21 protein-coding genes are annotated in these 25,337 nt (G+C 31.8%); 9 read left to right on the top strand and 12 right to left on the bottom strand.

Translation table 11 applies throughout. The annotated features are described in order from the left end of the window. The first annotated feature begins 226 nt into the window (after nucleotides 1-226). Together D6200_RS11880 and D6200_RS11885 are read left to right on the top strand one after the other, a co-directional pair. Nucleotides 227-1,195, top strand: coding sequence for a peptidogalycan biosysnthesis protein (locus D6200_RS11880; RefSeq protein WP_231128372.1), 969 nt, complete (start codon nucleotides 227-229; stop codon nucleotides 1,193-1,195). 29 nt (nucleotides 1,196-1,224) lie between these two features. Then, nucleotides 1,225-2,097, top strand: coding sequence for an acyl-CoA thioesterase (locus tag D6200_RS11885; RefSeq protein WP_047787861.1), 873 nt, complete (start codon nucleotides 1,225-1,227; stop codon nucleotides 2,095-2,097). 60 nt (nucleotides 2,098-2,157) lie between these two features. Here D6200_RS11885 and D6200_RS11890 read toward each other — a convergent pair whose 3' ends face one another. From D6200_RS11890 to D6200_RS11900, 3 genes are all read right to left on the bottom strand, one after another. Next, nucleotides 2,158-4,419 carry an inorganic phosphate transporter gene (locus D6200_RS11890; protein WP_047787860.1) on the bottom strand — a complete coding sequence of 754 codons (2,262 nt, stop codon included), beginning with the start codon at nucleotides 4,417-4,419 and terminating at the stop codon, nucleotides 2,158-2,160. 72 nt (nucleotides 4,420-4,491) lie between these two features. Next, nucleotides 4,492-5,655 (bottom strand): porin, encoded by a 1,164-nt coding sequence (locus D6200_RS11895; protein WP_240627177.1) that lies wholly within the window; start codon nucleotides 5,653-5,655, stop codon nucleotides 4,492-4,494. 308 nt (nucleotides 5,656-5,963) lie between these two features. Then, the gene (locus tag D6200_RS11900; RefSeq protein WP_073182224.1) at nucleotides 5,964-6,848 is read right to left on the bottom strand and encodes a metallophosphoesterase; all 885 of its coding nucleotides are present in this window, start codon (nucleotides 6,846-6,848) and stop codon (nucleotides 5,964-5,966) included. A 194-nt stretch (nucleotides 6,849-7,042) separates the two neighbouring features. Here D6200_RS11900 and D6200_RS11905 point away from each other — a divergent pair, with 194 nt between their 5' ends. Further along, complete coding sequence (locus D6200_RS11905; RefSeq protein WP_083574776.1) at nucleotides 7,043-9,124, top strand: M20/M25/M40 family metallo-hydrolase; 2,082 nt, start codon at nucleotides 7,043-7,045, stop codon at nucleotides 9,122-9,124. A 62-nt stretch (nucleotides 9,125-9,186) separates the two neighbouring features. Here D6200_RS11905 and D6200_RS11910 read toward each other — a convergent pair whose 3' ends face one another. Together D6200_RS11910 and D6200_RS11915 are read right to left on the bottom strand one after the other, a co-directional pair. Continuing rightward, the gene (locus D6200_RS11910) at nucleotides 9,187-11,154 is read right to left on the bottom strand and encodes a DUF5689 domain-containing protein (protein WP_073182222.1); all 1,968 of its coding nucleotides are present in this window, start codon (nucleotides 11,152-11,154) and stop codon (nucleotides 9,187-9,189) included. Between the two features lie 14 nt (nucleotides 11,155-11,168). After that, nucleotides 11,169-13,928, bottom strand: coding sequence for a carboxypeptidase-like regulatory domain-containing protein (locus tag D6200_RS11915; protein WP_073182221.1), 2,760 nt, complete (start codon nucleotides 13,926-13,928; stop codon nucleotides 11,169-11,171). 188 nt (nucleotides 13,929-14,116) lie between these two features. Between D6200_RS11915 and D6200_RS11920 the strand changes: the two genes are divergently transcribed. Then, nucleotides 14,117-15,169: an endonuclease/exonuclease/phosphatase family protein gene (locus D6200_RS11920; protein WP_073182220.1), complete on the top strand. Its 1,053-nt coding sequence runs from the start codon at nucleotides 14,117-14,119 to the stop codon at nucleotides 15,167-15,169. Nucleotides 15,170-15,201: 32 nt separating this feature from the next. Here the strand turns inward: D6200_RS11920 and D6200_RS11925 are convergent, their stop codons facing one another. From D6200_RS11925 to D6200_RS11935, 3 genes are all read right to left on the bottom strand, one after another. Beyond that, on the bottom strand, nucleotides 15,202-15,546 hold the full coding sequence (locus D6200_RS11925) for a hypothetical protein (protein WP_047790766.1): 345 nt from the start codon (nucleotides 15,544-15,546) through the stop codon (nucleotides 15,202-15,204). Nucleotides 15,547-15,612: 66 nt separating this feature from the next. Further along, complete coding sequence (recJ, locus tag D6200_RS11930; RefSeq protein ID WP_073182219.1) at nucleotides 15,613-17,298, bottom strand: single-stranded-DNA-specific exonuclease RecJ; 1,686 nt, start codon at nucleotides 17,296-17,298, stop codon at nucleotides 15,613-15,615. Nucleotides 17,299-17,319: 21 nt separating this feature from the next. Continuing rightward, on the bottom strand, nucleotides 17,320-17,745 hold the full coding sequence (locus D6200_RS11935; RefSeq protein WP_073182218.1) for an OsmC family protein: 426 nt from the start codon (nucleotides 17,743-17,745) through the stop codon (nucleotides 17,320-17,322). Nucleotides 17,746-17,865: 120 nt separating this feature from the next. Between D6200_RS11935 and D6200_RS11940 the strand changes: the two genes are divergently transcribed. Beyond that, on the top strand, nucleotides 17,866-18,456 hold the full coding sequence (locus D6200_RS11940) for a carboxymuconolactone decarboxylase family protein (RefSeq protein WP_073182217.1): 591 nt from the start codon (nucleotides 17,866-17,868) through the stop codon (nucleotides 18,454-18,456). Between the two features lie 69 nt (nucleotides 18,457-18,525). Here the strand turns inward: D6200_RS11940 and mscL are convergent, their stop codons facing one another. Genes mscL through D6200_RS11955 form a run of 3 tightly spaced genes read right to left on the bottom strand, consistent with a single transcriptional unit; the run spans nucleotide 18,526 to nucleotide 20,689 of the window. Next, nucleotides 18,526-18,927, bottom strand: coding sequence for a large-conductance mechanosensitive channel protein MscL (gene mscL, locus D6200_RS11945; protein WP_073182703.1), 402 nt, complete (start codon nucleotides 18,925-18,927; stop codon nucleotides 18,526-18,528). A gap of 51 nt (nucleotides 18,928-18,978) precedes the next feature. Then, nucleotides 18,979-20,082 (bottom strand): alanine racemase, encoded by a 1,104-nt coding sequence (gene alr, locus D6200_RS11950; RefSeq protein ID WP_073182216.1) that lies wholly within the window; start codon nucleotides 20,080-20,082, stop codon nucleotides 18,979-18,981. Continuing rightward, on the bottom strand, nucleotides 20,075-20,689 hold the full coding sequence (locus D6200_RS11955) for a thymidine kinase (protein ID WP_073182215.1): 615 nt from the start codon (nucleotides 20,687-20,689) through the stop codon (nucleotides 20,075-20,077). The genes alr and D6200_RS11955 overlap by 8 nt, the downstream gene beginning before the upstream one ends. A 101-nt stretch (nucleotides 20,690-20,790) precedes the next feature. Between D6200_RS11955 and D6200_RS11960 the strand changes: the two genes are divergently transcribed. Together D6200_RS11960 and D6200_RS11965 are read left to right on the top strand one after the other, a co-directional pair. Further along, nucleotides 20,791-21,729 (top strand): hypothetical protein, encoded by a 939-nt coding sequence (locus D6200_RS11960; protein ID WP_073182214.1) that lies wholly within the window; start codon nucleotides 20,791-20,793, stop codon nucleotides 21,727-21,729. A gap of 27 nt (nucleotides 21,730-21,756) precedes the next feature. Beyond that, nucleotides 21,757-22,485, top strand: coding sequence for a glycosyltransferase family protein (locus D6200_RS11965; RefSeq protein ID WP_047790704.1), 729 nt, complete (start codon nucleotides 21,757-21,759; stop codon nucleotides 22,483-22,485). Between the two features lie 30 nt (nucleotides 22,486-22,515). Here the strand turns inward: D6200_RS11965 and D6200_RS11970 are convergent, their stop codons facing one another. After that, complete coding sequence (locus D6200_RS11970; RefSeq protein WP_073182213.1) at nucleotides 22,516-23,343, bottom strand: universal stress protein; 828 nt, start codon at nucleotides 23,341-23,343, stop codon at nucleotides 22,516-22,518. Between the two features lie 164 nt (nucleotides 23,344-23,507). Here D6200_RS11970 and rimP point away from each other — a divergent pair, with 164 nt between their 5' ends. Both rimP and nusA read left to right on the top strand, forming a co-directional pair. Then, nucleotides 23,508-23,969: a ribosome assembly cofactor RimP gene (gene rimP / locus D6200_RS11975; protein ID WP_073182212.1), complete on the top strand. Its 462-nt coding sequence runs from the start codon at nucleotides 23,508-23,510 to the stop codon at nucleotides 23,967-23,969. A gap of 12 nt (nucleotides 23,970-23,981) precedes the next feature. Further along, entirely contained in the window at nucleotides 23,982-25,238 is a 1,257-nt protein-coding gene (nusA, locus tag D6200_RS11980; protein WP_047790701.1) for a transcription termination factor NusA, read from the top strand. Nucleotides 25,239-25,337 lie beyond the last annotated feature (99 nt).

A 25,337-nucleotide genomic window follows, 5' to 3' on the forward strand; every position in this document is an offset into this window, starting at 1 on the left:
AAACACTATTATTTTATCCTGTAAAAAAAAATCATCCAATATACGCTACTTTTCTTCAGTAAGGGAGATACCTGAAAATGTTTGGAAAGAGCTTGACTGTGTAGATAATTTATACCTTCAGCCAGCGTATTTAGAAGCTTTAGAAAAGAACAATCAACAAATACAGTTTTCTTATATTTTATTATTTGATGAAAACAAAGAATCAATAGCCTTTGCTACTATTCAATTGGTAGATTTTTATTTAGAAAGTGTTCAAAATAATTTACAATCGGTTGTAGAATGGATACGATGTATAGGGAGGAAACTACATTTGTTGTCTCCTCAAAAACCATTTAAAATACTTACATGCGGTAATACTTTTGTAAGTGGAGAGCACGGAATATTTATTAAACCAAATAAAGATAAAAAGCGAATTGTAAAACAGCTAGCTAAAGCTATTGTAGCCTTTGAAAAAGACATTTCAAAAGAAACAATTGATGCTTTTATGTTGAAAGATTTTGTAAACGAATCGCTTTTTATTACCGATGCATTACATAGTGTAGGATATAATTCGTTTAATGTAGATCCAAATATGATGTTAACGTTAGATGATAATTGGAATACTTTTGATGATTATTTAGCAGCATTAAAAACAAAGTATAGAGTAAAAGCAAAAAAAGCGTTACAGAAGAGTAAAGACTTACGAACGGAAGAAGTAAGTATTGACGTTTTGAAACAATTATTGCCAAGTGTGACGTCATTGTATAAAAATGTATCAAACAAGGCAAGCTTTAATTTAGGGTATTTTAATATAGAAACGTATATATCTTTAAAAGAAAATTTAAAAGATAACTATGTTATTAAAGTATATTGGTTAGGAACCAAGTTAGTTGGGTTTTTGTCAGGAATAAAAAATAAAAACTCATTAGATGCCCATTTTGTAGGAATTGATTATACCGTAAATAAAACCTATGCTATTTACCAACGAATGCTATATGATTATATATTATTGGGTATAGACTATAATATAAAAACGATAAATTTTGGAAGAACAGCTAGCGAAATAAAAAGTTCAGTAGGAGCAACACCACAGGACTTAACAATTTATTTACGACATAGAAAAAGCATTCCAAATCGTATTTTAAGCTTATTTTTGAACAGAATTCAACCAACAGAATTTAGGTTAATAAAGCCTTTTAAAACAAAACAAGTATAAAGAATTAACCCTTTTTACTGTATTAACAAATGAAAAACACACAAGAATTATTAAATATACTTACCCTTGACGATTTAGGTGAAGGGAATTTTAATGGAGTAAGTAGAGATATAGGAAGTCCAAATGTTTTTGGAGGCCAAGTATTAGCACAAGCACTAAATGCAGCGTATAGAACGACACCTAAAGAACGTATATTACATTCGCTACACTCGTATTTTTTAGAGGCAGGAAATTTAGAGTTGCCTATAACTTACAACGTGCAAACTATTCGTGATGGAGGTAGTTTCTCTACACGTAGAGTTACAGCACATCAAAAAGATAAAACGATTTTTATACTGTCTTGTTCTTTTCATAAAGAAGAAGAAGGATATGAGCATCAAATGCCTATAAAAAAAGACTTAAAACAACCTGAAGAGTTGTTGAGTTGGACAGATATGTTAGATCAATTTGGAGCTTTTTTACCAAAGAAAATGAAAGATTTTTTAAGTATTGAGCGACCTATTGATTTTAAACCAGTGCAGATCGTAAATCCGTTAGACCGAAAAGATTTACCTCCAGTAGTAGATGTTTGGTTTAAATTAAAAGGAGAAGCTTCTGAATTATCGTTAGGAATTAAACAACAAATATTAACGTATATATCAGACTATAATATTTTAACGGCTTGTTTAAACCCAAATGCAAGTGTAGCTAATTTCGGAAACACACAAATGGCAAGTTTAGATCATTCGATGTGGTTTTACCGCGATTTTGATTTTAACGATTGGATGTTGTTCTCGGTAGAAAGCCCAAACACTAATGGTGCAAGAGGTTTTGCTTGTGGAAATATTTATACAAGGGAAGGTAAACTGATTGCTTCGGTAGCACAAGAAGGTTTAATGCGCCCCATGAAGAAGAAGGAATAATTATAGTTTATAAAAATAGAGAAATAAAAAAGCCGAGGTAATCCCTCGGCTTTTGTTTGATTAAGCTTCTATTTCTGCTGATTTTGTACTAATATGAAACTCTTCGTAGGTTTCTAGTAAACTCATTAATCCAGAAACTAAATCTTGTGTCTCTATTAAAATACTAAAGTATAATGTAGTATTTTTTGGACTTGTTTCGTCTGTTCTAATACGATCTACTTGTTTTTCAATAGATTTAGATACATCCTTTAATAATTCTTTCTTTTCATTAATAATATGCTCTAAATTATCAAAGCTTCTATTTTCAAAAGTATCTCCAATATCAGTTAATAACTTAGAAAGTGTATTATCAATACTCTTAAGATCTTTAATTTGCCCTTTTTTAAGGTGTTTGTGATTGTTGTTAACGTGCTTATAAGTAGCTCTAGATATATAACTAATAGACTGAGCAACGTCTTGCAAATACCCTAAAATTAAAATATAAAACCTACTTGCTTGTACGGAAGTATCGTCTAACGACTTAATAAAATAGAAAACTCCGTCTTTTAAGTTATCGATTTCATCGTTTAACTTAGTAACGTGCTTATCAGTTTTACGTAATTTTATTAAATCGTGAGTAGCAAGATCTTTTACAACGCTTGAGTATAATTTGTTAATACGATGAGCAACACCAGCAATATGATCTGAGCTTTCTTCAATCACTCCGTTAATAGTGATTAATTCTGCTCTTTCCATATGTACTTGTTTCTTTTCTTCTTTAGATTTCTTTCTGTGTTGTAATGTGTTTCTTGCAATTAAAAGAGCAACCACCAATAACAATACAGGAATCATTACCATATCCCAGCTAATTAAATAAGCTACTAAAGCAGCAGTTAAGAAAGCTGTAATGGCTGTTAAGAACCATCCTCCAATAACATTAATTACACCAGCAACTCTATAAACGGCACTTTCACGCCCCCAAGCTCTATCAGCTAAAGAAGTACCCATTGCTACCATAAACGTAACATAAGTAGTTGATAAAGGTAACTTCATAGAGGTTGCAATAGAAATTAAAATACCAGCAACAATTAAGTTTACAGATGCTCTTACTAAATCGAAAGCAGGCATTTCATACGTTTTGTCTTTAGGTAACTCAATTACAGGTTTTTGAAACTTAGAATCTATAAAGTTTAAAGTTTTCTTAGGTACAATAAAACTAACAACCGCATTAATTCCCATAGCACTTCGTACTACAATTCTTGATAATGGATTTGGTTGAAACTTTTCATGCCCATCTCCTTGACGTGATAAGTCAATCCCAGTTTTAATAACATTTCTCGCTTTACTAGAAGTCCACAAAGTAACCACCATAATAGCTCCAGCTAACAATAATAACCATACGTTAGAAGGTACTTTTTTAGCTAAAATCCCCATAGAAAAAGCATCAGGAGCAACACCAGATACTTCCCAAGCTTGGTATGAGTTCCAAGCAGCAATTGGTACACCAATAAAGTTTACTAAATCGTTACCAGAGAAAGCCATAGCTAAAGAGAAAGTACCAATACCAATAATTAATTTTAAAATATTAACTTTTAAAAACTGTATTAATATATGAGATACTACACTCCAAAAAATAAAGCTTCCAGTAATAATGAGCAATGTATTTCCTTCAATTAAATGTTTAACATCACTATAAAAAGGTGTTCCTTTCATCCCTTTTATAATTATGAAATAAGTAATTGCAGTAATAGCAAAACCACCAAATAAAGAGTTGATATAGGTAGGTCTTTTCTCAAAGTTAAATGAATAAATTAAACGAGAAAAAAACTGTACTATAGCACCAACAGAAAATGCTACTACAACAGAGAGTAGTATACCATTTATAATTTGAACTGCTTTTTTATGATTTATATAATTCCATATATCAGAAATTGAGTGTGAATCATTAGCAGATATTTTAATTAACGAAATGCAAACTGCGGCTCCTAATAATTCAAATACAATAGAAACAGTAGTTGATGTAGGCATACCCAATGAATTAAAGATATCTAATAGTAAAATATCAGTAATCATAACTGCCATAAAAATAAACATGATGTCTTGAAACATAAACATGTTAGGATTAAATATCCCCTTACGCGCAACTTCCATCATTCCGCTTGAAGTAACTGCTCCAAAAAATACTCCAACACTCGCAATTATCATAATATTTCTTACTTTAATTGCTTTAGAACCGATTGCTGAATTTAAAAAGTTTACAGCATCGTTACTAACTCCAACAACCAAGTCTACAATAGCTAAAACAGCCAAAGCGACTAGCATCAAAATATATGGATCTCCCATTTTTTAGTTTTTAATTAAGTTTTGCAAATTTAGTTACACAAGAATGCTCTCATGTTATGTTTATGTTATCATTTAAAGGTGTATGTCTACCTGTAATCTATACATTAATTGATTAGTAGCTGTCGCTATATCTAAGTAACTAATGTCGGTTTGTACTTTTAATTTATGACCAACAATATACTTTGATAATCCTATTGTATATTGATTTTCAGTTCCTTTTCCTGTGATTTTTTTATCTAAAGAAATATTAGTAAAACGACCAGATATTTCCCAGTTTTTAGAAAACAAATATCCTGATTGAAGGTTTAAACCACTTCCTACTTGTACAATTTCTCCAGTAAGTGTGCCGTCTGAATTTTTTGCAACAGGATCTTTTGCATCTCTGAATGAATATTCTCCCATAAAAGAGAATCCCTTGTATTTAAACATAGCATCCATAAAAAAGGTTGATATGTTTGTTTGATAGTATCCTTCATCATTAACCATATAAGTACCTTGGTTACTTCTAGTTTTTACGGCATTGTTATTAAAGTCGTAACTCATACCAATAGCAAGTTTAGGTGTTTGTTCTCTTTTTAAGTCACCACCTACATAATCTCCTTTACCTTCAAACTTTCCAAAAGGTAAAAGTTCTAGATGAGCGGTATATTGATGTCCACCTAAGTTTCCTACAGTAACATTTCTTCCTTCACCTTGAGAAAAGGCTAGTGCTTCTTTTACAATAAACTTGTCAGATAAATTAAAATGGTGTTTTAATTGTACTCCCATATCTCTATCAATATTAAAACGGCTGTTTAATAGAGAGCGATCTACTAATTGCATATCACCTGAAGAAATAATACGCTCACGGTTGCCAGGTAGTTTGGTTTGCCCAAACCATAATTCAAAATTTTGAAAGAAATTCCACTTTATAACAGCATCTAATATATATCTTGGTGCATTTCCTGTGTGTACAGAAGCGCCACTAATATCTCTATTAGATAACCCAAGCTCCATTTTATATTTTAATTTAGGGGAAAAAGCAAATCCTTTAAATTTTAAACGAGCTCTTCTTACTAACATTGAAGATGTTGGGTTATATAAACCATCTTTGTTAGAATCCCATTCGGCAGTTGCTAAGAATTGCATTCTGGCACTCATTTTCATAGACCAAGTACTATCTTTCCCTATGATATTAAATAAGCCATTACCAAATTTTGAGTCTTTTCCTTGTTGTGCATATATATGCGTCAACATAAATATACTTACAGCTGTAAGTATTTTTTTGTAATACATTAAGGATAATTTATTAGTTTTTGTCGAGACAAATTACTAACCCTAATGTTAACTTAAAGTTAAGCAAATATTAAAAAAACTGCCTTGTTTTCAAGGCAGTATATGGTAAGTCAAATAAATAGTCGACAAAAACTAATAAATTTATATTGACCATACACCTCAAGTTAGAGGTAATTCAAAAGTATTTCTCTTTTTTAATGTAAATATTAAGTGTAATTTAATAAATTGTTATATGATGTAACACCTGAAGTTAAGAAAGAGTTAAGGTTTTAAATGTAGTTAGTTATTTTTTTAGGTCCTTCAAGAACTGTTCTTGTTATCTGCATGGTACCATCTTTATTAGTAATTACATGCCATTTAATAAGAGTTATTTCATTGTTTTCAATTTCTAAACCAGTAATGCATCTTGGGTGTACACAACTACCATCGTTAAAATGTGGAAGCTCGTTTTCTGATGGAAATCGAGGACGGTGTGTGTGTCCTGTAACAATCATTTGGTTATTATTGTTTTTAATCCATTTTTCCAAACGTTTCTCTACCTTTATGAGCTCTTTAAAGTTTTGAGCGGGACTTGTAGGGTCTTTAATTCCATGTATTTGTAGTGGTCGCCATAGTAAACGAACTAAAAACCTACTTAATTTCCAAAAAGTATAGTTAAACCAATCTGCTTGATGACCGTGAAGTAAAAAAATAGATTTCCCATTTTCTTGTATCAATTTAATTGCTTCTGAAAAGGAAGCATTGGGCATTAATTCTTTCTTTTTTCCGTCAATGGTATCGTAATAAGAGTTAAAGTTTTTAGCAACGTTTTTAGGTTTTCTGTAATTCATATCATGATTCCCCCAAATAAAATGTAGTTTGTTTTGTTGATGAAACTTTTGAAGTAATAAGTAGATGTTTTTATTTGCATTGAAAATATTTGCAAATTTATTTTCCCAAAGCTCATCACCATCTCCTAATTCTATATAAGTAAATTCTTTTTGTAAATATTGAGATAATGCATAGTGATATATTTTTCGATTGTGAGCAAAATCATCAGCAAAACTGTTATCACCTCTATGGCAATCAGAAAATAAAATGTATTTAGAATCCTTGTTTAAAGGTAGTTCTTTTGCTTTCTTAAAAGCTTTGGTTATCCTATGTTTTGAAAACATTTGTAGCAAAAATTTGTGTGTATATAAAGATGCAAAAAAAGGAATATACTGCAAAACTGGTTGAGCGATAGAATGAATAAATTTTAGAATTAAGTTTATAACTAAAAGATAATTAAAAAAACAATTATTACTCTATAATGTTAATTTTTAATAACTTACGTAAAATTTTAAATTAATATTAATACCCTTCAAAAATGAAAAAAAAGTATTTTCTACTTTCGCTACTATTGCTGTGCCTTAGTTTTTCTACTATTTACAGCCAAAAAAAGATGTTTTATGGTACCATTGAAACTAAAGACGCCTTAAAACTGCAAGAAGTTGCTCCTTCTGATATTAAAATTATTTCCTCTGCTAATGCCTTCAGTGCTGTTAAGTTAAGTGATTATGCGGCAGAAAAGTTACACCATATGATTTTAACTCATGGTCCTGGGTTTATTTATGAGTCTTCTGAAAAAGATGCTTTACAAACAATTCAGAAGCTACAAAGTAAAAAATCGCATTATAAAAGAGCTTCTTACACTATTAGTGAAGACCAACTTGTAAATCAAAGTTTGGGTTTGGTGAATAATACAAATATTGCGAATCAAATAGTAGAGCTTGAAAACTATGGTACTAGATATCATACTACACAAAAGGCAAAAGATGCTGTTCTGGATTTAAAACAGAAATGGGAAACCATGGCTAGTGGCAGGTCTGATGTTAGTGTGAGAATAGTTAATCACAATAGTACCACAATGCCTTCGGTTGTTATGACTATTCAAGGAAGTGATCTTCCTAATGAATATGTAATTATAGGTGGGCATATTGATTCTGTTAGCCCAGAAAGAGAAACGAATGCGCCTGGTGCTGATGATAATGCTTCTGGTATTGCTACGATTACTGAAATGGCAAGAGTACTTTTTGAAATGAATTTTGAACCAAAAAGAACTATAGAGTTTATGGCATTTGCTGCTGAAGAAGTTGGCTTAAGAGGTTCAAAAGAAATTGCTCAGGATTATAAAAATAGAAATGTTAATGTGTTGTCGTATGTGCAGTTTGATATGACGAATTACAAAGGGTCACCAAAGGATGTTTATATTTCTGATGATAGTTATAATAGCAGTACCCTTAATGCTTTTTTAGCTAGCCTTATGGATCATTACAATGCTTCAGGAAGTCATCAATTTACTTACGATTATACACGATGTAATTATGGTTGTTCAGATCATTATAGTTGGGCACAACAAGGGTATGATGCAGCTTTTCCTTTTGAAGCTTCATTTAATGGTTCGAGTCCATATATTCATACAGTGAACGATACGTCTGACCGATTTCCAACTGCAAATGCTACGCATGCGGCAAAATTTGCGAAACTTGGTTTGGAGTATTTAATTGAAGTAGCTAAAAGTAAAGGAAGCGTTAGTGTACCAACGTATTGTGAATCAAAAGGAAATAATGTAAATGATGAATATATTCAGAATGTAACACTTGGGTCAATTAATAATAATTCAGGAGCTACAAATGGATATCAAGATTTTACTAGTATTTCTACTGATTTAGAACAAGGGAGTTCCAACACAATTACCGTTACTCCAAAATGGACAGGTACAGTTTATAAAGAAGGATATACTGTTTGGATTGATTATAATCAGGATTCTGATTTTGAAGATAACGGAGAGCAAGTGTGGGTTAAAAGTGCTTCTACTGATAATTCAGTTAATGGAAGCTTTACTGTACCTACTACTGCAAAATTAGGTGTCACAAGAATGAGAGTGTCTATGCGATACAATAATACTCCTGCTTCTTGTGGTTCATTTGATTATGGTGAGGTTGAAGATTATACTATAAATATTGTAGAAGGAGATGGAGGTACTAATACTAATATTTGTGATGGTGTGCCTCAATATGATTCTTCCCAAAACTATCAGGTTGGTGATAAGGTTGTTTATTTTAATGTTTTGTATGAGAGAACTTCAAATGGATGGAATAATATAGGAAATTGTGGTAGTGCTAAAACCGATAATTTAAATGTAAGGCAAGTTTTAGTAAATGATAAAGATGTAATTGTCTTTTCACCTAACCCTATCGAAGGAAATTCTATAGTTTTACAAGTAAATAATGAGTTGTGGAAAAATAGAGAAGTTGCTATTTATAATGCTAACGGAAGGTTGCTTACAAAAGTAAAAATGAGTTCTAGAAATAGTAATATAGATGTTTCAAAACTATCAGCAGGAATTTATTTTGTGTCTTTAGACGATACAAGGAAAAGGTATACTAGACAATTGGTTAAAAAGTAGGAGTTATAAGGAATGAAAAAACCCAAGGTTTAAACCTTGGGTTTTTTATATCAAAAAAGGGATTATCTCACTCCAGGTGTAAAAGCACCAGGGGCATCTTGAGGTGCATTTGTAGTACCTGCATCTCCTGTGTCATTCCAAATATCCCATTCTGCAAATGTATATGTTGGGTTTCCTTGTGTTACTGAAGCTTTGCGGTAAGCTCTACCATCTTCAAATTCGTGATTTGTACCAGATCCATCTTCCCCAATAACTCCAAAGATATCGATTACAGTTCCGCTTGGATCTACTAGCTCTAATTGGTCGTCTCCGTTAGAATCTGCTGCAGCAGAAGTAGACTCCATGTCAGCAGTAACACCATATATACTTGAGAGTTCTGCAGCATTTTTGGCAATTACAAAAGTACTAGTTCCAGCTATGGTTTTACCAGATAAGTCAATTGAAGATGTTGATGAAGTAGCATCATTTGTATATCTTCTAATTGTCCAACCTGTTAAGTCTATTGGATCTGTTCCAGAATTATATAACTCTATAAATCTAGCATTAGCATTATTGTTAGGGTCTGCTAATTCTGAAAAGAAAATAGCATTAGTAGTAGTACCTCCACATGTAACATAGTCTTCTGTAAAATTAATATCAGCTTCGTTTCTTAAATAGATTTGAGGAGTACCTTCATAAACAGTCATAATACCTGTTATAGCTCCTTTTTTATCATTTACATTATTGTTAGCAAAAGTTGCCTCTTTTCTAACATAAGTGGTTAAAGGAGTACCATCACATTCAGCAATTAACTCATTGTTACCGTCATAAATTTTGGTATTGTCTTTGAATTGTACTCCATCAATTTGTACTAATTTACTTTCGTAATCACCAGTTAAAGCTTGAGCAAAAGTGATAGTCTCAGGGGTTGGTAAAGTGCCTGCTGTAGATTTAATAATACTAGAAGGAGAAATGTTTAATTGTAATAAATCGTTATATTCACTTAGTTTAGTTCCTCCAACAGCGATTTCTACTTCGTCTCCTAAGTTTAAGTTATGATCTCCACTAAAACGTAAAGCAATACCAGCAGTAGCATCTTGAGCAAATGCACTTAAGGGATGTAAGTTACCAGAAGCTAAATCAGAAGTAATAACTACTTTTATTTTTAAGTTTTTTGTAATTGTTGCTTCTCCACTACCTTTATAAAAGGCTTTAACTTCATTTAGAGTAGCGTCAATAGGAGGTGCGTTACAACCATATTCATCGGTAAAGTTAATATCATTAGTGTTTCTAAGAACTAATTGATAGTTACCAGCAAATTCATCTAAAATAGCAGTAATGCTACCTTTGTTATCAGGGATATAGTATTCTTTGAAGCTAACAAATTTACTTGTTGAAATATCAATTTTTTCAAAAGTTTCACAAGAAGTCATGGTTCTTGTAATATAACTATTGTCTTCAGGGTAAGCATACTGTAATCCTTTTGTTTCAGATTGAAGGTTTTCAATTTTAACTAAGGTATTGATTTGATTTTCAGTTAACTCACCAATTGTTAAAGTAGTTGGTATAATATCAACGATTTCAGAAGATCTATCTATTTTACTTATATAATCGTTAGCACTTATTCTATCAGTACGATTACCAGTACCTTTGATACCTATTTCAAAAGCTGAATATGGTTTGCTTAAGGCTAAACCTTTTAGTTTTACATATATTTTTCTTCCTATATTATATCTAGCACCTAAGTTAGCATCATCAATTTTAATTACAACTCCTACTGTGGGATTTTCAGGCTTGTCTTGAATAACTAATTCTTTATAGAAATTTCCTTCTCTGTCGTCAGAAACAACATAACCAAAGATAGTGGTGTCGTCATTAAATTCAACTATATTACCGTTATATTGTGCTATAACTTCGTCTAAAGACTTTAAGTTTTCGTACTGTTTGTCTGGTCCAATAGTTGGTAATTCAAAATCGTTATTGTCAACACATGAAGCAGAAATTGCAATATAAAGTATTGCAAAAATCTTGTATAAATTTATTTTTTTCATTTTAAGTGTTTTTTTTAGAATCTATAATTTAAGTTTAAGAAATAAGTAGTACCTCTACCGTACCAGTATTTATTTCCAAAGGTTGGTGTTCCGTTAGCATTATCGTCTCGTAATTGGTGATAATTTGCATTTCTTCCTTGCTCGAAACCACCTGTTTTATATTCTTCGTTGAATAAGTTACTAACACTAGCAAATAAGCCAATGTATTTACCATCGCCTACTTTCCATGATTTCCCTCCGATAACGTTTACAACCATATAATCATCAAATTGCTCTTGAGTTAATAATTGTCTAGCTAACACTGGGTCGTAATCTGCAAAAGCAGCTCCGTCTGCATCACTTATAAAATTAGCAGTTCTTCTAATAGGAGAAACATCTACATAAGCTTCATCCATATAGTTTGCAGTAACGCTAACAAACCAATAATCTGGGTCTCTATATTCAAAACCAAAAGAATAAGCCTTATGAGGTCCAGCAGCAAGTTTATAACCTTTAAGAGAAGCAAGCCCCATATCTCTTTTACCATCAACGAAACCTTCTGTATTAGCGTTTTCGGTAGTAATTACAAGATTTGGGTTATTATTATAGGTGTACTGACCAATATTAGCTGCACCCTTTAATTTAATTGTAGGAGTAACTTGCGCTTCAATCCCAAACTCAACACCAAAATGTCTTTTATCTATACCAGTTAAGATTTCTTGAATAAATGCCGAAGTATCTCCTCCAATACCATCAGCAAAGAAGAATGAAATTTCAGTAGCATCTTTAATATCTGTATAGTAACCTGTAACTCTTGAAGTAATTAAAGGGCTTCTAAAAACATAGCTAACATCTCCAGATAATATTTTTTCACTATTTAATTCAGCAACATCAGCAACTGTAACATTGTTAGCTCTTGAGTTGGCAAAAGAGTTACGCAGAGAAGGTGCTTTTGTAATATAACCTCCGTTTACATCAATTAAGTGACGACCAGAAATTTTATAGGTTAATCCTCCTTTAGCTCCGTAGTTAAAGAAATCTAACTTATCTGATTTTCCGTAAGAGTTAGTTGGAAAGTATCCGTTTTGGAATAAACCTTCTCTTTGGTGTGTAGTATTGTTCGCTTGTCCTGCTACATAAAAATCAACTTTGTTGTATTTGAACTGTAACTGAGCAAAACCACCATATACTTCAGAATTGAAGATATAGTTGTATTTAAAGCGGTCTCCTAATCCAATTGTTCTATTAGGAGTTAAAAGATTGCTTTGTTGTTGGTTAAAATTATCACCAAAAGTATTTACATCTAAATAACCTACAGCTCCAAGCATGTCTATTGGAGAAGCAAAGTTTTCAGACTTTAACTTTCTATATTCACCACTAGCAGTTAGTGTAATATTTTCATTTAACTCTGAAGATAAAATCATATTAGCTGTTAATTGCTGATCATCGTTTCTATCTTCATATAAAATTACACGAGCATTTTCTGGACTTCCTTGATTTCCAAAGTATAACTCATCCCAATCAATTTGTCCATCATTTTGGAAACCAGTTAATGATTTGTATGCATTTTCATAATCTGGTCCATTAGGATCTGATAAATACCAGCTTGGTAACTTTCTGTAATACGTAGGGTCAGGATTGTTAGCACCGTTATAATCTAAACGACTGTTACCTATTTCTCCAAACTGAAAACCAATATTAGTGTTTAATGTAGTGTTTTCAGAAAGGTTCCAATAGTGGTTCAACATAACAATTGGTTCGTATAATCTCTTAACTCTTGAGTTTCTGTTTTTGTCTCCTTGTTTTCCCCAATATGAGTTATAACGAATTCCTTTAATATCAAAAACCTCTTGAGTATTTGGTGAAGATTTTCCTCTTTCGTTCTCTGCAGCAATCACAGTTAAGTTTAAGCTATGAGCATCGTTAATTTGCTTTTCAAGTGACAAAAAGATGGAGTTGGCATCGTAAAAAGTACCATCAATATATCCTTCGTTACCAGCTCTTCTACTACCAGAAACAGTTATTGCCCATCCATTAGCTAATAAACCAGAAGAATATGTTGCCATTAGACGGTGGTTGTAACTTCTATTAGAAGAAGCATAAGAAATACGTCCACCTTCACTATATTCAGAAGCTCTTGTGTTAATATTTGTAGAACCTAAAACACCACCAAAAGCATAGTTTGAAGGAGTTAGTCCATTACTAAACTCTTGGTTACGCAATACATCGTTTAAACCTCCCCAGTTACTCCATTGAGGTCTTCCGTTGTATAGTTTGTTCATTTCAATTCCATTAATCAAAACTTTACCATTTTCAGAATCTAAACCACGTACTCTGTAAAAAGAGCCACTCCATTCAAAAGCGGCAGTACGTAAATATACATCTCTAGAGGCTTGTAGTAAACCAGAAATGTTATCAGCAGCACTAGTGTCATCATTTAACTCATCATCTGTAATAGTGATGGTGCTTAAATCTTGATCTTCAGATAAATCTTCATACATAAAGATTGTGCCTAAATTTACTGTTTTTCCAGATAGTTCAACTGGAAAATTTTGGGTTTCATACCCGTTTAATGATACCGTTACAATTTGTCTTCCGTTTGGTAAACCATTTAGTGTAAAAGCCCCGCTGGCGTCTGTAGTACTCGAGACGCTTACTTCTTTTATACTTACAGAAACACCTTGCATAGGATTTTCAGAATCGCCGTTTATTACAATCCCCTTTACAATGTTCTGTGCATTCAAGCCAAATAAACCTGAAAAAAGTAATAACATTGTTATCGTAAAATTTTTCATAAATGATTGTTTGTAAAATATTTAAATACATTTGTTTCCCATAGCTAAAAAATAAAGCGAAAGGGAGGCAAAACTACGAAAATTCTAATTGTGTTAATATTAAGTTAAAGTTACTAAAAATGGTTTTATGTAAATTATAGATTTTGGCTTGAAAATTGTTTTTACTTTTGTTGCGTAAAATTTATTAAATGAGAAATATAGCTTTATTTTTAGTCTTAACTCTTGTTGTTTTTTCTTCATATGCGCAACAAGGAGCAAAAAAATATAAAATAAGAACTGTTGGTTTTTATAATTTAGAAAACCTTTTTGATACCGAAAATGATCCTGAAAAGAATGATGAAGCAAGTCCCATCATGGAAATGAAAGGAGATAAAGAAGAGGTATATATAGATAAAATAGATAAACTTGGAGAAGTTATCTCACAGTTAGGAGCTGAAAAGACAAAAACGAGTCCAGTAATTTTAGGCGTTGCTGAGGTTGAAAACAAGAAAGTTTTAGAAGATTTAGTAGCATCGGAAAGGTTAAAAAAGAAGCGTTATAGTATTATTCATTTTGACTCTCCTGATAAAAGAGGGATTGATGTTGGGTTGTTGTATCAACCACGTTATTTTAAGCCAATTCATTTTGAGGTTTTTAATCCTAATATTTACAGTCAAAACAGAAAGGTATATACACGCGATATTTTATTAGTATCGGGTTATTTAGATGACGAGTTAATACATGTTATTGTAAATCACTGGCCATCTCGAAGAGGAGGGGAAGCGAAGAGTAGACCATTGCGTGAAAAAGCCGCTTATAAAGTGAAACAAATTATAGAAAAAATTAAGCTGAACGACCCAAATCCAAAAGTGTTAATTATGGGTGATTTTAACGATGATCCTATCAACTCTAGCTTTAAAACTGTTTTACAAACAAAGAGTAAAAAGAAAAATGTAAAAGAAGGAGATATTTATAACCCTTATGAAGATATGTTCCGTCGTGGATTTAATACATTAGGGTATAGAGATAATATTAATTTATTTGATCAAATTATGTTTACTTCTCCACTATTAGATAAGGGAGAAAAAGATTTTTTAACCTATAAAATGTTTAAATCAGGAATCTTTAATAAACGTTTTTTAACACAAAAAAGTGGTCGTTATAAAGGGTATCCTTTCAGAAGTTTCTCTTATGGAAAGTATACAGGAGGATATAGTGATCACTATCCGGTATATATGTACTTAATTAAAGAAGATAAATAATTATAGAAGGCTTGCTAATTTTGCAAGCCTTCTTAATTTCTACATAGCTCATTTAGATAATTATTCATTCTTAGTTGAAATAGTGTGCCTTTTAAAAGGTCGTCTATCTGCCACAGTTCGACTGAAGAAACTGCCATGCTAACTTTATTAGAAGGTGTTTGTAGTAGAATGGATCTACAGTCTTTACCTTTACTACAAGTAGCGCAGTTTTTTTGAAGTTTTGAATCAGTAACTTTTTCTAAAAATAATTCAATTTCTTCTTCAGTTAAATGAAACCCTGTATCTCTAAATATTAATTGAACTAGCTTAGAGTTGTTATCTTTCCAGTGAAATGAAATACCTATGTTGTTGTCGTATATTTTAGTAATTCCGTCCATAACTATATTTTATTACCGTAACAAATATATAAGATTATTTGGAATTATTCTAAATAAAAGTAGAAGCTATTTTAAGTCTTTTAAAATCAATTGTATAGTTGTGTGTCCGTTCCATGTGTTTTCATCTAAAGTATATACAATGTCAAAATCGTTTTGAGCGATGGCTATTTTATTTCCTAGACCAAAACCTATGGCATTATATGTTTTTTGGTCTGAACCATAAATAAGGTTTAATTTTAAATGACTTTTGTCTGCGCCAACTTGTTTACCATATCCATTATCTCTTACTGCTGAAGTAGTAAAAATTGGTTTCATGTTTAGCGGACCAAAAGGTGCCATTTGTTGGACTATACGGAAAAACTTAGGTGTAATTTCTGATAGGTCAAGCTCAGCATCAATAGTGATTTCTGGAGTTAACAAGTCTTTATCAATAGTGGCTTTCACTACTTCTTCAAACTTGTTTTTAAAATTTTCATATTGTTCGGGTAAGAGCGTTAAACCCGCTGCATATTTATGTCCACCAAATTGTTCAATAAATTCTGAGCATTCTTCTAAAGCATTATATACATCAAATCCTTTTACAGAGCGAGCTGAGGCAGCTAATTTTTCACCACTTTTAGTAAAAACCAAGGTAGGTCTGTAGTAAGTTTCAGTTAAACGAGAAGCTACAATACCAATGACTCCTTTGTGCCAATTTTCATCAAAAACTACTGTGGTGTATTCCTCTTGCTCGTTGTTATTTTCAATTTGAAGTAAGGCTTCTTGTGTAATTGCTTTGTCCAGTTCTTTTCTGTCAGAATTGAACTTTTCAATTGCAGAAGCAAATTCAACTGCTGAATCAAAATCCATTTCGGTTAACAATTCAACAGCGTAGTTTCCGTGTTTCATTCTCCCAGCAGCATTTATCCGCGGAGCGATTATGAAAACAACATCGGTAATAGTGAGTTCTTTTTTTTGTAACTGATGAATAATAGCCTTAATACCATTTCTGGGTTGTGAATTGATGACTTGTAATCCGTGATACGCTAATACTCTATTTTCGCCAGTCATCGGAACAATATCAGCTGCAATTGCAGTAGCTACTAAATCTAAATATGGAATTAAATCGTCAATTGTTTGATTTCTTTTTGAAGCTAATGCTTGAATTAATTTAAAACCAACACCACAGCCACACAGTTCATCATATGGATAGTTACAATCTATTTGCTTAGGATTTAAAACAGCAACTGCTTTAGGAATTTCATTTCCAGGTTTGTGGTGGTCACAAATAATAAAATCAATATTTTTTTCAGTAGCATAGGCAACTTTATCAATAGCTTTAATTCCGCAGTCTAAAGCTACGATAAGTGAAAAACCATTATCTTCAGCGAAATCAATTCCTTGAAAAGAAACACCATATCCTTCTTCATATCGATCAGGAATATAGGTTGCAATATTAGGATGAATTGTTTTTAGGTAAGAAGATAGCAAAGAAACAGCGGTAGTTCCGTCAACATCGTAATCGCCAAAAACTAAAATATTTTCGTTATTAGTAATAGCAGTTTCTATACGCTGTACAGCAACTTCCATATCTTTCATTAAAAAAGGATCATGTAAATCACTCAATGAAGGACGAAAAAAATGTTTTGCTTCATCAAAGGTTTCAATACCACGTTGTACTAAAATTTTAGCCAAGGTTGTGTCGATAGATAGTTCTTTGGCTAATTGTTTTACTTTAATAGTGTCTGGTTGCGGTTTTAATGTCCAGCGCATAGCAATTTTATCGAAAATAGATTAGTTATTATGTAAATGAATAGCGGTAGTTACATCAGCAAATTTTCTAAACATTTCCATAACACCACAGTATTTCTCTATCGATAAATCTACTGCTTTGTTAATTTTTTTCTCGTCTAAATCACTTCCGTAAAAATGATAATCCACTAAAACTTTATGATAATATTTTGGGTGTTCTTCAGTTAATTCACCAGTAACAACAATTTTAAAATCATCAATTTTTACACGCATTTTTTCTAGCATAGGTACGATATCTAAACCAGAACAGCCTGCTAACGATGAAAGCATCATAGCTTTAGGTCGTAATCCAGAATTATTGCCACCATGCTCTTCAGAAGTATCAATAACTATTGAGTGTCCACTAGGGTTGTCACTTTCAAATTGCATGTTTTCTTTCCAAACGGTTGTAACTGTGTTTGTTGCCATATCTTGATAATTTTTTGTTTATTGCGTAAGTAAGTCTGTGTGTATTTCGACTTAGTACATTTAAATAGTAACACAAACTTACAGTAAAAAGTTAGTATTAAAAACTTAAAAAATAAATCTATGCCTTTAGTAACTCCTTTAGATCCGAATCATGATGCGGAAACGAAACAATTATCTGATTTTTATAATGAAACCTTAGGTTTTTGTCCGAATTCAGTGTTAACCATGCAACGACGACCAGAAATTTCCAAAGCATTTATCAATTTAAACAAAGCAGTAATGGCTAATCACGGTCGCGTAACTTCTGCTTTAAAACGGATGATTGCTTGGGTAAGTAGCAATGCTACAGGTTGTCGTTATTGTCAAGCACATGCAATTCGTGCTGCTGAGCGTTATGGTGCAGAACAAGAACAATTAGATAATATATGGGAATATAAAACACACTCTGCCTTTTATGATGCTGAACGTGCTGCGTTAGATTTTTCATTGGCAGCTTCTATGGTTCCAAATATGGTAGATGAAAAGATAAAAGAAGAATTGTATAAATATTGGGATGAAGGTGAAATAGTTGAAATGTTAGGTGTGATTTCTCTTTTCGGGTATTTAAATCGTTGGAATGATTCTATGGGAACAAGTATTGAAGATGGTGCGGTTGAAAGTGGTGAACAGTATTTAGGAAAACATGGTTGGGAGAAAGGAAAGCATGTGTAAATTAGATAGAACTATTAGAAAATAGAAAAGCTCGCAATTGCGAGCTTTTCTATTTAATATTTAATCGGATTACTTTTTTAGTAAATCTCTAATTTCTGCTAATAGTTCTTCTTGACTAGGTCCCTTTGGAGCTTCTGGAGCAGGTTCTTCTTTTTTCTTCATAGCATTTACTGCTTTTACCACCATAAACATAACAAAAGCTACAATAATAAAATCAATAACATTGGTTAAAAACTCACCATACATTATAGCAACTTCGCCTGTTACTTTACCAGCTTCATCAGTTACTCCTTCTTTAATTACATACTTTATGTCCTTAAAATTAGCTTTAAAAATAAGTCCTATTAAAGGAGAAACAATTCCTCCAGTGAAAGAGGTTACTACTTGTTTGAAAGCAGCACCCATTACAAAACCTACTGCAATGTCTACTAAATTTCCTTTCATTGCAAAGTCTTTAAACTCTTTGAGCATTCCCATATTTTTGATTTTTAATAGTTAATTGAACTGAAAAATATAAAAAAATTAGCTCTTAACCAATCTTTTTATACGTTGAGATAAGGCAGTAAGTATTTCATACGAAATAGTTTCACACTTATGAGCCATATATTCTACGTGTTGTTGATGGTTGAAAATGATAACCTCGTCACCTTCATTACAATCAATTTTAGTAACATCAACCATTATCATATCCATACAAACATTTCCAATGATAGGAGCTGGTTGATTATTAATGAACACAAATCCATTTTTATTTCCTAGTTTTCTTGATATACCATCTGCATGTCCTATAGGAATGGTTGCGCTTCGCGTAGGTTGACTAGCAACAAAAGCTCTATTGTATCCAACTGTTTCACCTGGTTGAACTATATTGATTTGAGAAATTATAGATTTAAGCGTATGTGTATTTTTAAGTTGAGTAGTTTCTTGTTCATCATTTCCAAAACCATATAAACCTATGCCTAGGCGAACCATGTCAAATTGAGCTTGTGGATAATTGATAATACCAGATGTATTTAAGATATGTATCATAGGTTGGTATCCTAAGTGCTCATAAACTTGTTTTACTATGTAAGCAAAGTTATTTATTTGACCTATGGTGAATTCTTGTTCGTTTAAATCTTCACTAGCTGCTAAATGAGAAAATATAGATTCAACTTTTACATTGTTTGATTTTTTTAGCTCTGCTACAATAGTTGGAACGTCAGTATGCCAAAAGCCTACTCTATTTAATCCTGTGTTAAATTTTAAATGAATAGGGTAATTCATTAAAGGCTCTTCATCTGCAAGTTTTAAAAAAGCATCGAAGATTTTAAAATTATATAGATTAGGCTCTAAGCGATATTTAACAATATCTTTTAAGTTTTGAATTTGAGGGTTTAAAACCAAGATAGGCGTTGTAATTCCAGCCTCACGTAAAGCCATTCCCTCATTAGAATAAGCAACAGCAAAATAATCAACATGGTCTTGTACAATTTTAGCAATTTCAGTAGACTCACTTCCGTAACCAAAAGCCTTGACAACAACTAAAATTTTTGTAGTAGGTTGTAGCTTCTGTTTAAAATAAGCTAAATTGTGTAGTACAGCTTTAGTATTAATTTCTAATACGGTAACATGATTGTTATTCATTAGTGCTTTCTTTTTTATTTTGTGTTTCGTGTTCCTTCATGGCTTTGTAATAAGCAGCTCTGCTTAGTGGTTCATACTCTTGAGTTTCGCCCAAAAAAACTAGATCTTCACTTTGTGCTTTTCTATAACTATAATGGGCTAAGTTTCCTGTGCGAGTACATACGGCATGTACTTTAGTAACATATTCTGCAGTAGCCATTAACGCAGGCATTGGTCCAAAAGGTTTACCTTTAAAATCCATGTCCAAACCTGCAACGATAACACGAACTCCTCTATTTGCTAAGTCGTTACAAACAGCTACAATTTCATCGTCAAAAAATTGGGCTTCGTCTATTCCAATAACATCAACATCATTGGCTAATAATCTAATATTAGAAGATGCAGGAACAGGTGTTGAACGAATACTGTTTTTATTGTGGGAAACTACTTCCTCCTCATCGTATCTTGTGTCAACTGCAGGTTTGAAAATTTCAACACGTTGTTTAGCAAACTGAGCACGTTTAAGTCTACGAATTAATTCTTCGGTTTTCCCCGAAAACATTGAGCCACAAATTACCTCAATCCAACCAAATTGTTCTGTATGATTTACTGTATTTTCAAGAAACATTTTGTAATTTTAAGCTCTAATTATTGATTTTTGTATTACTTTCGAATGAGGAACAAATTTATTAAAATTTAACAGCAAAAATTAATATCAAACGACAACTTATGCACAAAAAACTAGCATCAGATTTAACCAGTTTAGCACACAGTATTTTACAGATGAAAAATAGAGAAGATGTGTTTGAGTTAAAGCAAAAGGCATATGAGGTTTACGAAAAACTTTCGGTTTTAGCGTATGTAGAAGAATACATAAATAATACTCCTAATCCTACAAAAACTAAAGAGGAACTGTTAAAAGATGTTTTACTTGCCGAAGAAAAAAAGCAAGCTGAAGCTGTTGAAGAAATTTTACCTAAGATAGAAGAGGTAAGTTTAGAGACAAAGAAAGAAGTTGTAGATGATTTGGATGCTGAGGTTGAAAAAAAGAAAGAACCAATTCAAGAAGAGGTAAAAGTAGAGAAGTCTACAGAAGAAAAGATACAAAAGGAGGAACAAGAGTCTATAGAAAGTAGGGAAGTACATCACTTAGAAGAAGACTTAAAAGAAGGTTTTGAGCAAGAAGCAGATGAAATAGTTGAAAAAGTAATAGAAGGAATTAATGAAGAAATAATTACTAATGAAATTATTGAACAGCCTTTTGATGAATTAGAAGAACTGCTACATGGTGATGGAGAAGATTTGAAAAATGATGTGAAAGATGTTGGAGATAGGAAAACTCCTACTTTAGAAGATGAGTTGCAAGATACTATATCAGTTGATGTAATTACAGATTTATTTACTAAGGCAGCACCTAAGAAAACAATTAATGATCACTTTCTAAATACAATTCAAATTGATTTAAACGATAGAATTGCTTTTGTAAAACACCTTTTTGAAGGAAATCAAAATGATTTTAATAGGGTTATTTCTCAATTAAATACTTTTAAAACAGAAAAAGAAGCAAAAAAATTTATCAATAAAATGATTAAACCAGATTATGATTGGTCTGATAAAGAAGAATATGAAAATAGACTGTTAGAAATTATTGAAAGAAGATTTGCTTAAAACATAATTAAGATTAATAACAAAAATATGGAGCAGAAGTATATTTTTTGCATGAAGTGGGGTACATTGTACGGAGCAGAATATGTAAACCGATTATATTCGATGGTGAAACGAAATTTAACCTATGATTTTAAAATGGTTTGTTTTACTGATGATAAAAAAGGAATTATTGGAGAGATTGACTGTTATGAAATACCTGAAATGAATATTCGTACGGATATTCCAGAAAGAATGTGGAAGAAACTAACAACTTTAAAAGAAGATCTTTATGGTTTAAAAGGAACGGCTCTTTTTTTAGATTTAGATATAGTTATTGTTGATAATATCGATTGTTTTTTTGAAGTTGATGGAACTTTTAGAATAATTAAAGATCATAGTTGGAGAAGTTGGAGAATTACAGGAAATTCATCGGTATATAGATTTCAAATTGGGAAACATGGATATGTATTTAATGATTTTTTGGAGAAGTTTGAAGAAATAAGAAAAATACATAGGAATGAACAAGAGTATTTAACTCATAGTATTAATGATAGAGGGTATTTAGAATATTGGCCAAAAGAATGGTGCCCCAGTTTTAAATATGATTGTGTATCTAGATTTCCTTTAGCTTTTTGGAAAACACCAGCTATACCTAAGGGAGCAAAAATTATTATTTTTCATGGGGAAATTAACCCACATAAAGCAATAAAAGGTGGTAGAGGAAAATGGTATAGATATGTAAAAGCTGCTCCTTGGGTTGAGAAATATTGGAAATAAAAAGAAAAGTGCACTTAATAGTGCACTTTTTTATACTTTAAATGTTAGCATTGGTCGCATAGCACTTTTAGAGAGGCTTTTAGTAATGCTGCCATTAAAAATATGAGATAAGCCACTTCTTCCATGCGTAGCTAAAGCAATTATATCTGCGTTAATTTTATTAGCAAAATGAAGAATTCCTTTCTCAACAGAAGAGTCATTGTAAATATTAATAGTGTAATTTTCTAAACCATATGTGTCTGTAATTTTTTTAATTCTTTCGTTAGTGTCTTGAGAGTTTTCAAATTTCTGGGGAGTGTTTATTTTTAGTAAATGTATTGTACAATCAAAATTATTACTAAAATCAAGAAATCGTTCAAAAGCCTTATTTTTTTTAGGTTTAAAGCTAGATGCAAAGACGATATCTTTTGGTGTAAAACTGTCGTTATTCTTTTTTGTAACAATGACAGGTATTTCAGAGTTTCGTACAACTTTTTCAGTGTTAGACCCAATTAAGATTTCTTCAAGGTTTGTATGCCCTTTAGATCCCATAATGATTAAATCTGTACTGTTTTTTTTAGAATAATCTCTAATACCTTCAAATGGACTTTGAAATCTGATAGCATGTTTAACATTTTTAATTTTAGGAAAAAAATCCTTTTTGTAATCCAGGAGTCTGTCACGAACCTTTCTAATATATAACATGCTTTCTGGAATACTAAAGTTAGTTCCAGCCCCCATGTCAACGATTCCTGTAGGAAGTTCAACCATATGAAGTAAGTGTACTTCACTGTTGGCTTTGCTAGCTATTTTAGAAGCTAGTTTCGAAGCATATTCAGAAGACTTCGAAAAATCAGTAGGTACTAATATTTTTTTCATAATAAGAAAGTTTTAAGAGAGATAGTTTCTTAAAGATACAAAAAACAATGTTATAAAGAAAGAGGGTTGATATTTGTGTGTTAATGAATAACTTACTATATTTGCACCAAATTTATTAATCAGATAGATGAAGGGGACGTTAGTCCCCTCTTTTTATACCTAAGATGAATCAAGAACGAGTTAGAGAATTATTACAAGAAGCCTTAGAAGAAAACAAATCTTTATATTTAATAGATTTACAATTCTTGTCGGATAACAAAATAAAGGTAATAGTAGATGGAGATTCAGGTGTGCCACTAAGTGAGTGTATTCGTATTAGTAGGAATATAGAGCATAATTTAGATAGAGAAGAAGAAGATTTTTCGTTAGAAGTGACAACACCAGATATTGCACATCCAATAGCTGTAAAACGTCAGTATAAAAAGAATATCAACCGAATTCTAAAAGTTAAAACAGCAACAGAAGAATTTGAAGGAACGTTAACTGAGGTAACAGAAGAGACCATTACCCTATTTTGGAAAGCAAGAGAGCCTAAGCCAATAGGTAAAGGAAAGCATACGGTAGAAAAAACAAAAATACTAGCGTATCAGGATATTAAAGAAGCAAAAGTGAAGATCATATTTTAATTAGAGAATGAAATGGAAAATATTGCGTTAATAGAATCATTTTCGGAGTTTAAAGATAATAAAAGTATAGACAGAGTAACATTAATGTCTATCTTAGAAGAAGTATTTCGTGCAGCCTTAAAGCGTAGGTTTGGGTCAGATGAGAATTTTGATATCATTATAAACCCTGATAAAGGAGATTTAGAGATTTGGAGAAATCGAGTGGTGGTGGCAGATGGAATGTCTGAAGATGATAATGAGGAAATAGAACTTGCAGAAGCAAGGAAAATTGAACCAGATTTTGAAATTGGAGAAGATGTTTCTGAAGAAGTAAAGCTAGTAGATTTAGGTAGACGTGCTATTTTAGCATTACGCCAAAACTTAATTTCTAAAATTCACGAGCACGATAGTACAAACGTTTTTAAACAATTTAAAGATTTAGAAGGAGAAATTTATAGTGCAGAAGTACACCATATTCGTCATAATGCTGTAATTTTGTTGGATGATGAAGGAAATGAGATTGTTTTACCAAAGAGTGAACAAATTCGTTCAGACTTCTTTAGAAAAGGAGATGCAGTTAGAGGAGTGATAAAATCTGTAGAGTTAAGAGGTAATAAACCCGCTATTATTTTATCAAGAACTTCACCAGCGTTCTTAGTGAAATTATTTGAACAAGAAATCCCTGAAGTTTTCGATGGTTTAATTACTATTGAAGGCGTAGCAAGGATTCCTGGAGATAAAGCAAAAATAGCAGTAGATTCTTACGATGATAGAATAGACCCTGTTGGAGCTTGTGTTGGTGTAAAAGGATCTCGTATTCACGGTATTGTTCGTGAATTAGGAAACGAAAATATTGATGTAATTAACTATACAAAGAACGAACAGTTATTTGTAGCAAGAGCCTTAAGTCCTGCAAAAGTAACTTCAGTAGACATTGAAATGTTTGATGAAGAAAAGAATGGTAAGAAAGGACGTGTTAATGTTTTGCTGAAACCAGAAGAAGTATCAAAAGCAATTGGTAGAGCTGGTGTAAATATTCGTTTAGCAAGTGAGTTGACAGGTTACGAAATTGACGTTCAAAGAGAAGGTATTGAAGAAGAAGATGTTGAATTAACAGAATTCTCTGATGAAATTGAAGCTTGGGTAATTGAAGAATTCAAGAAAATAGGTTTAGATACAGCAAAGAGTGTCTTGGAAAAAGATGTATCAATGTTAGTACAAAGAACAGATTTAGAGGAAGAAACAATTTTAGATGTTCAACGAATTTTAAGAGAAGAATTCGAAGATTAAATATAACACAAAAAAGGAAGCTAGTGTCCTAATATAGGAAACTGTATAAAATCTAGCAAAAAGAAGAAAAAGAGCATAACTATACGTACTAGAGACGTG

This window comes from Tenacibaculum mesophilum (assembly GCF_003867075.1).
Classification (GTDB): domain Bacteria; phylum Bacteroidota; class Bacteroidia; order Flavobacteriales; family Flavobacteriaceae; genus Polaribacter; species Polaribacter mesophilus.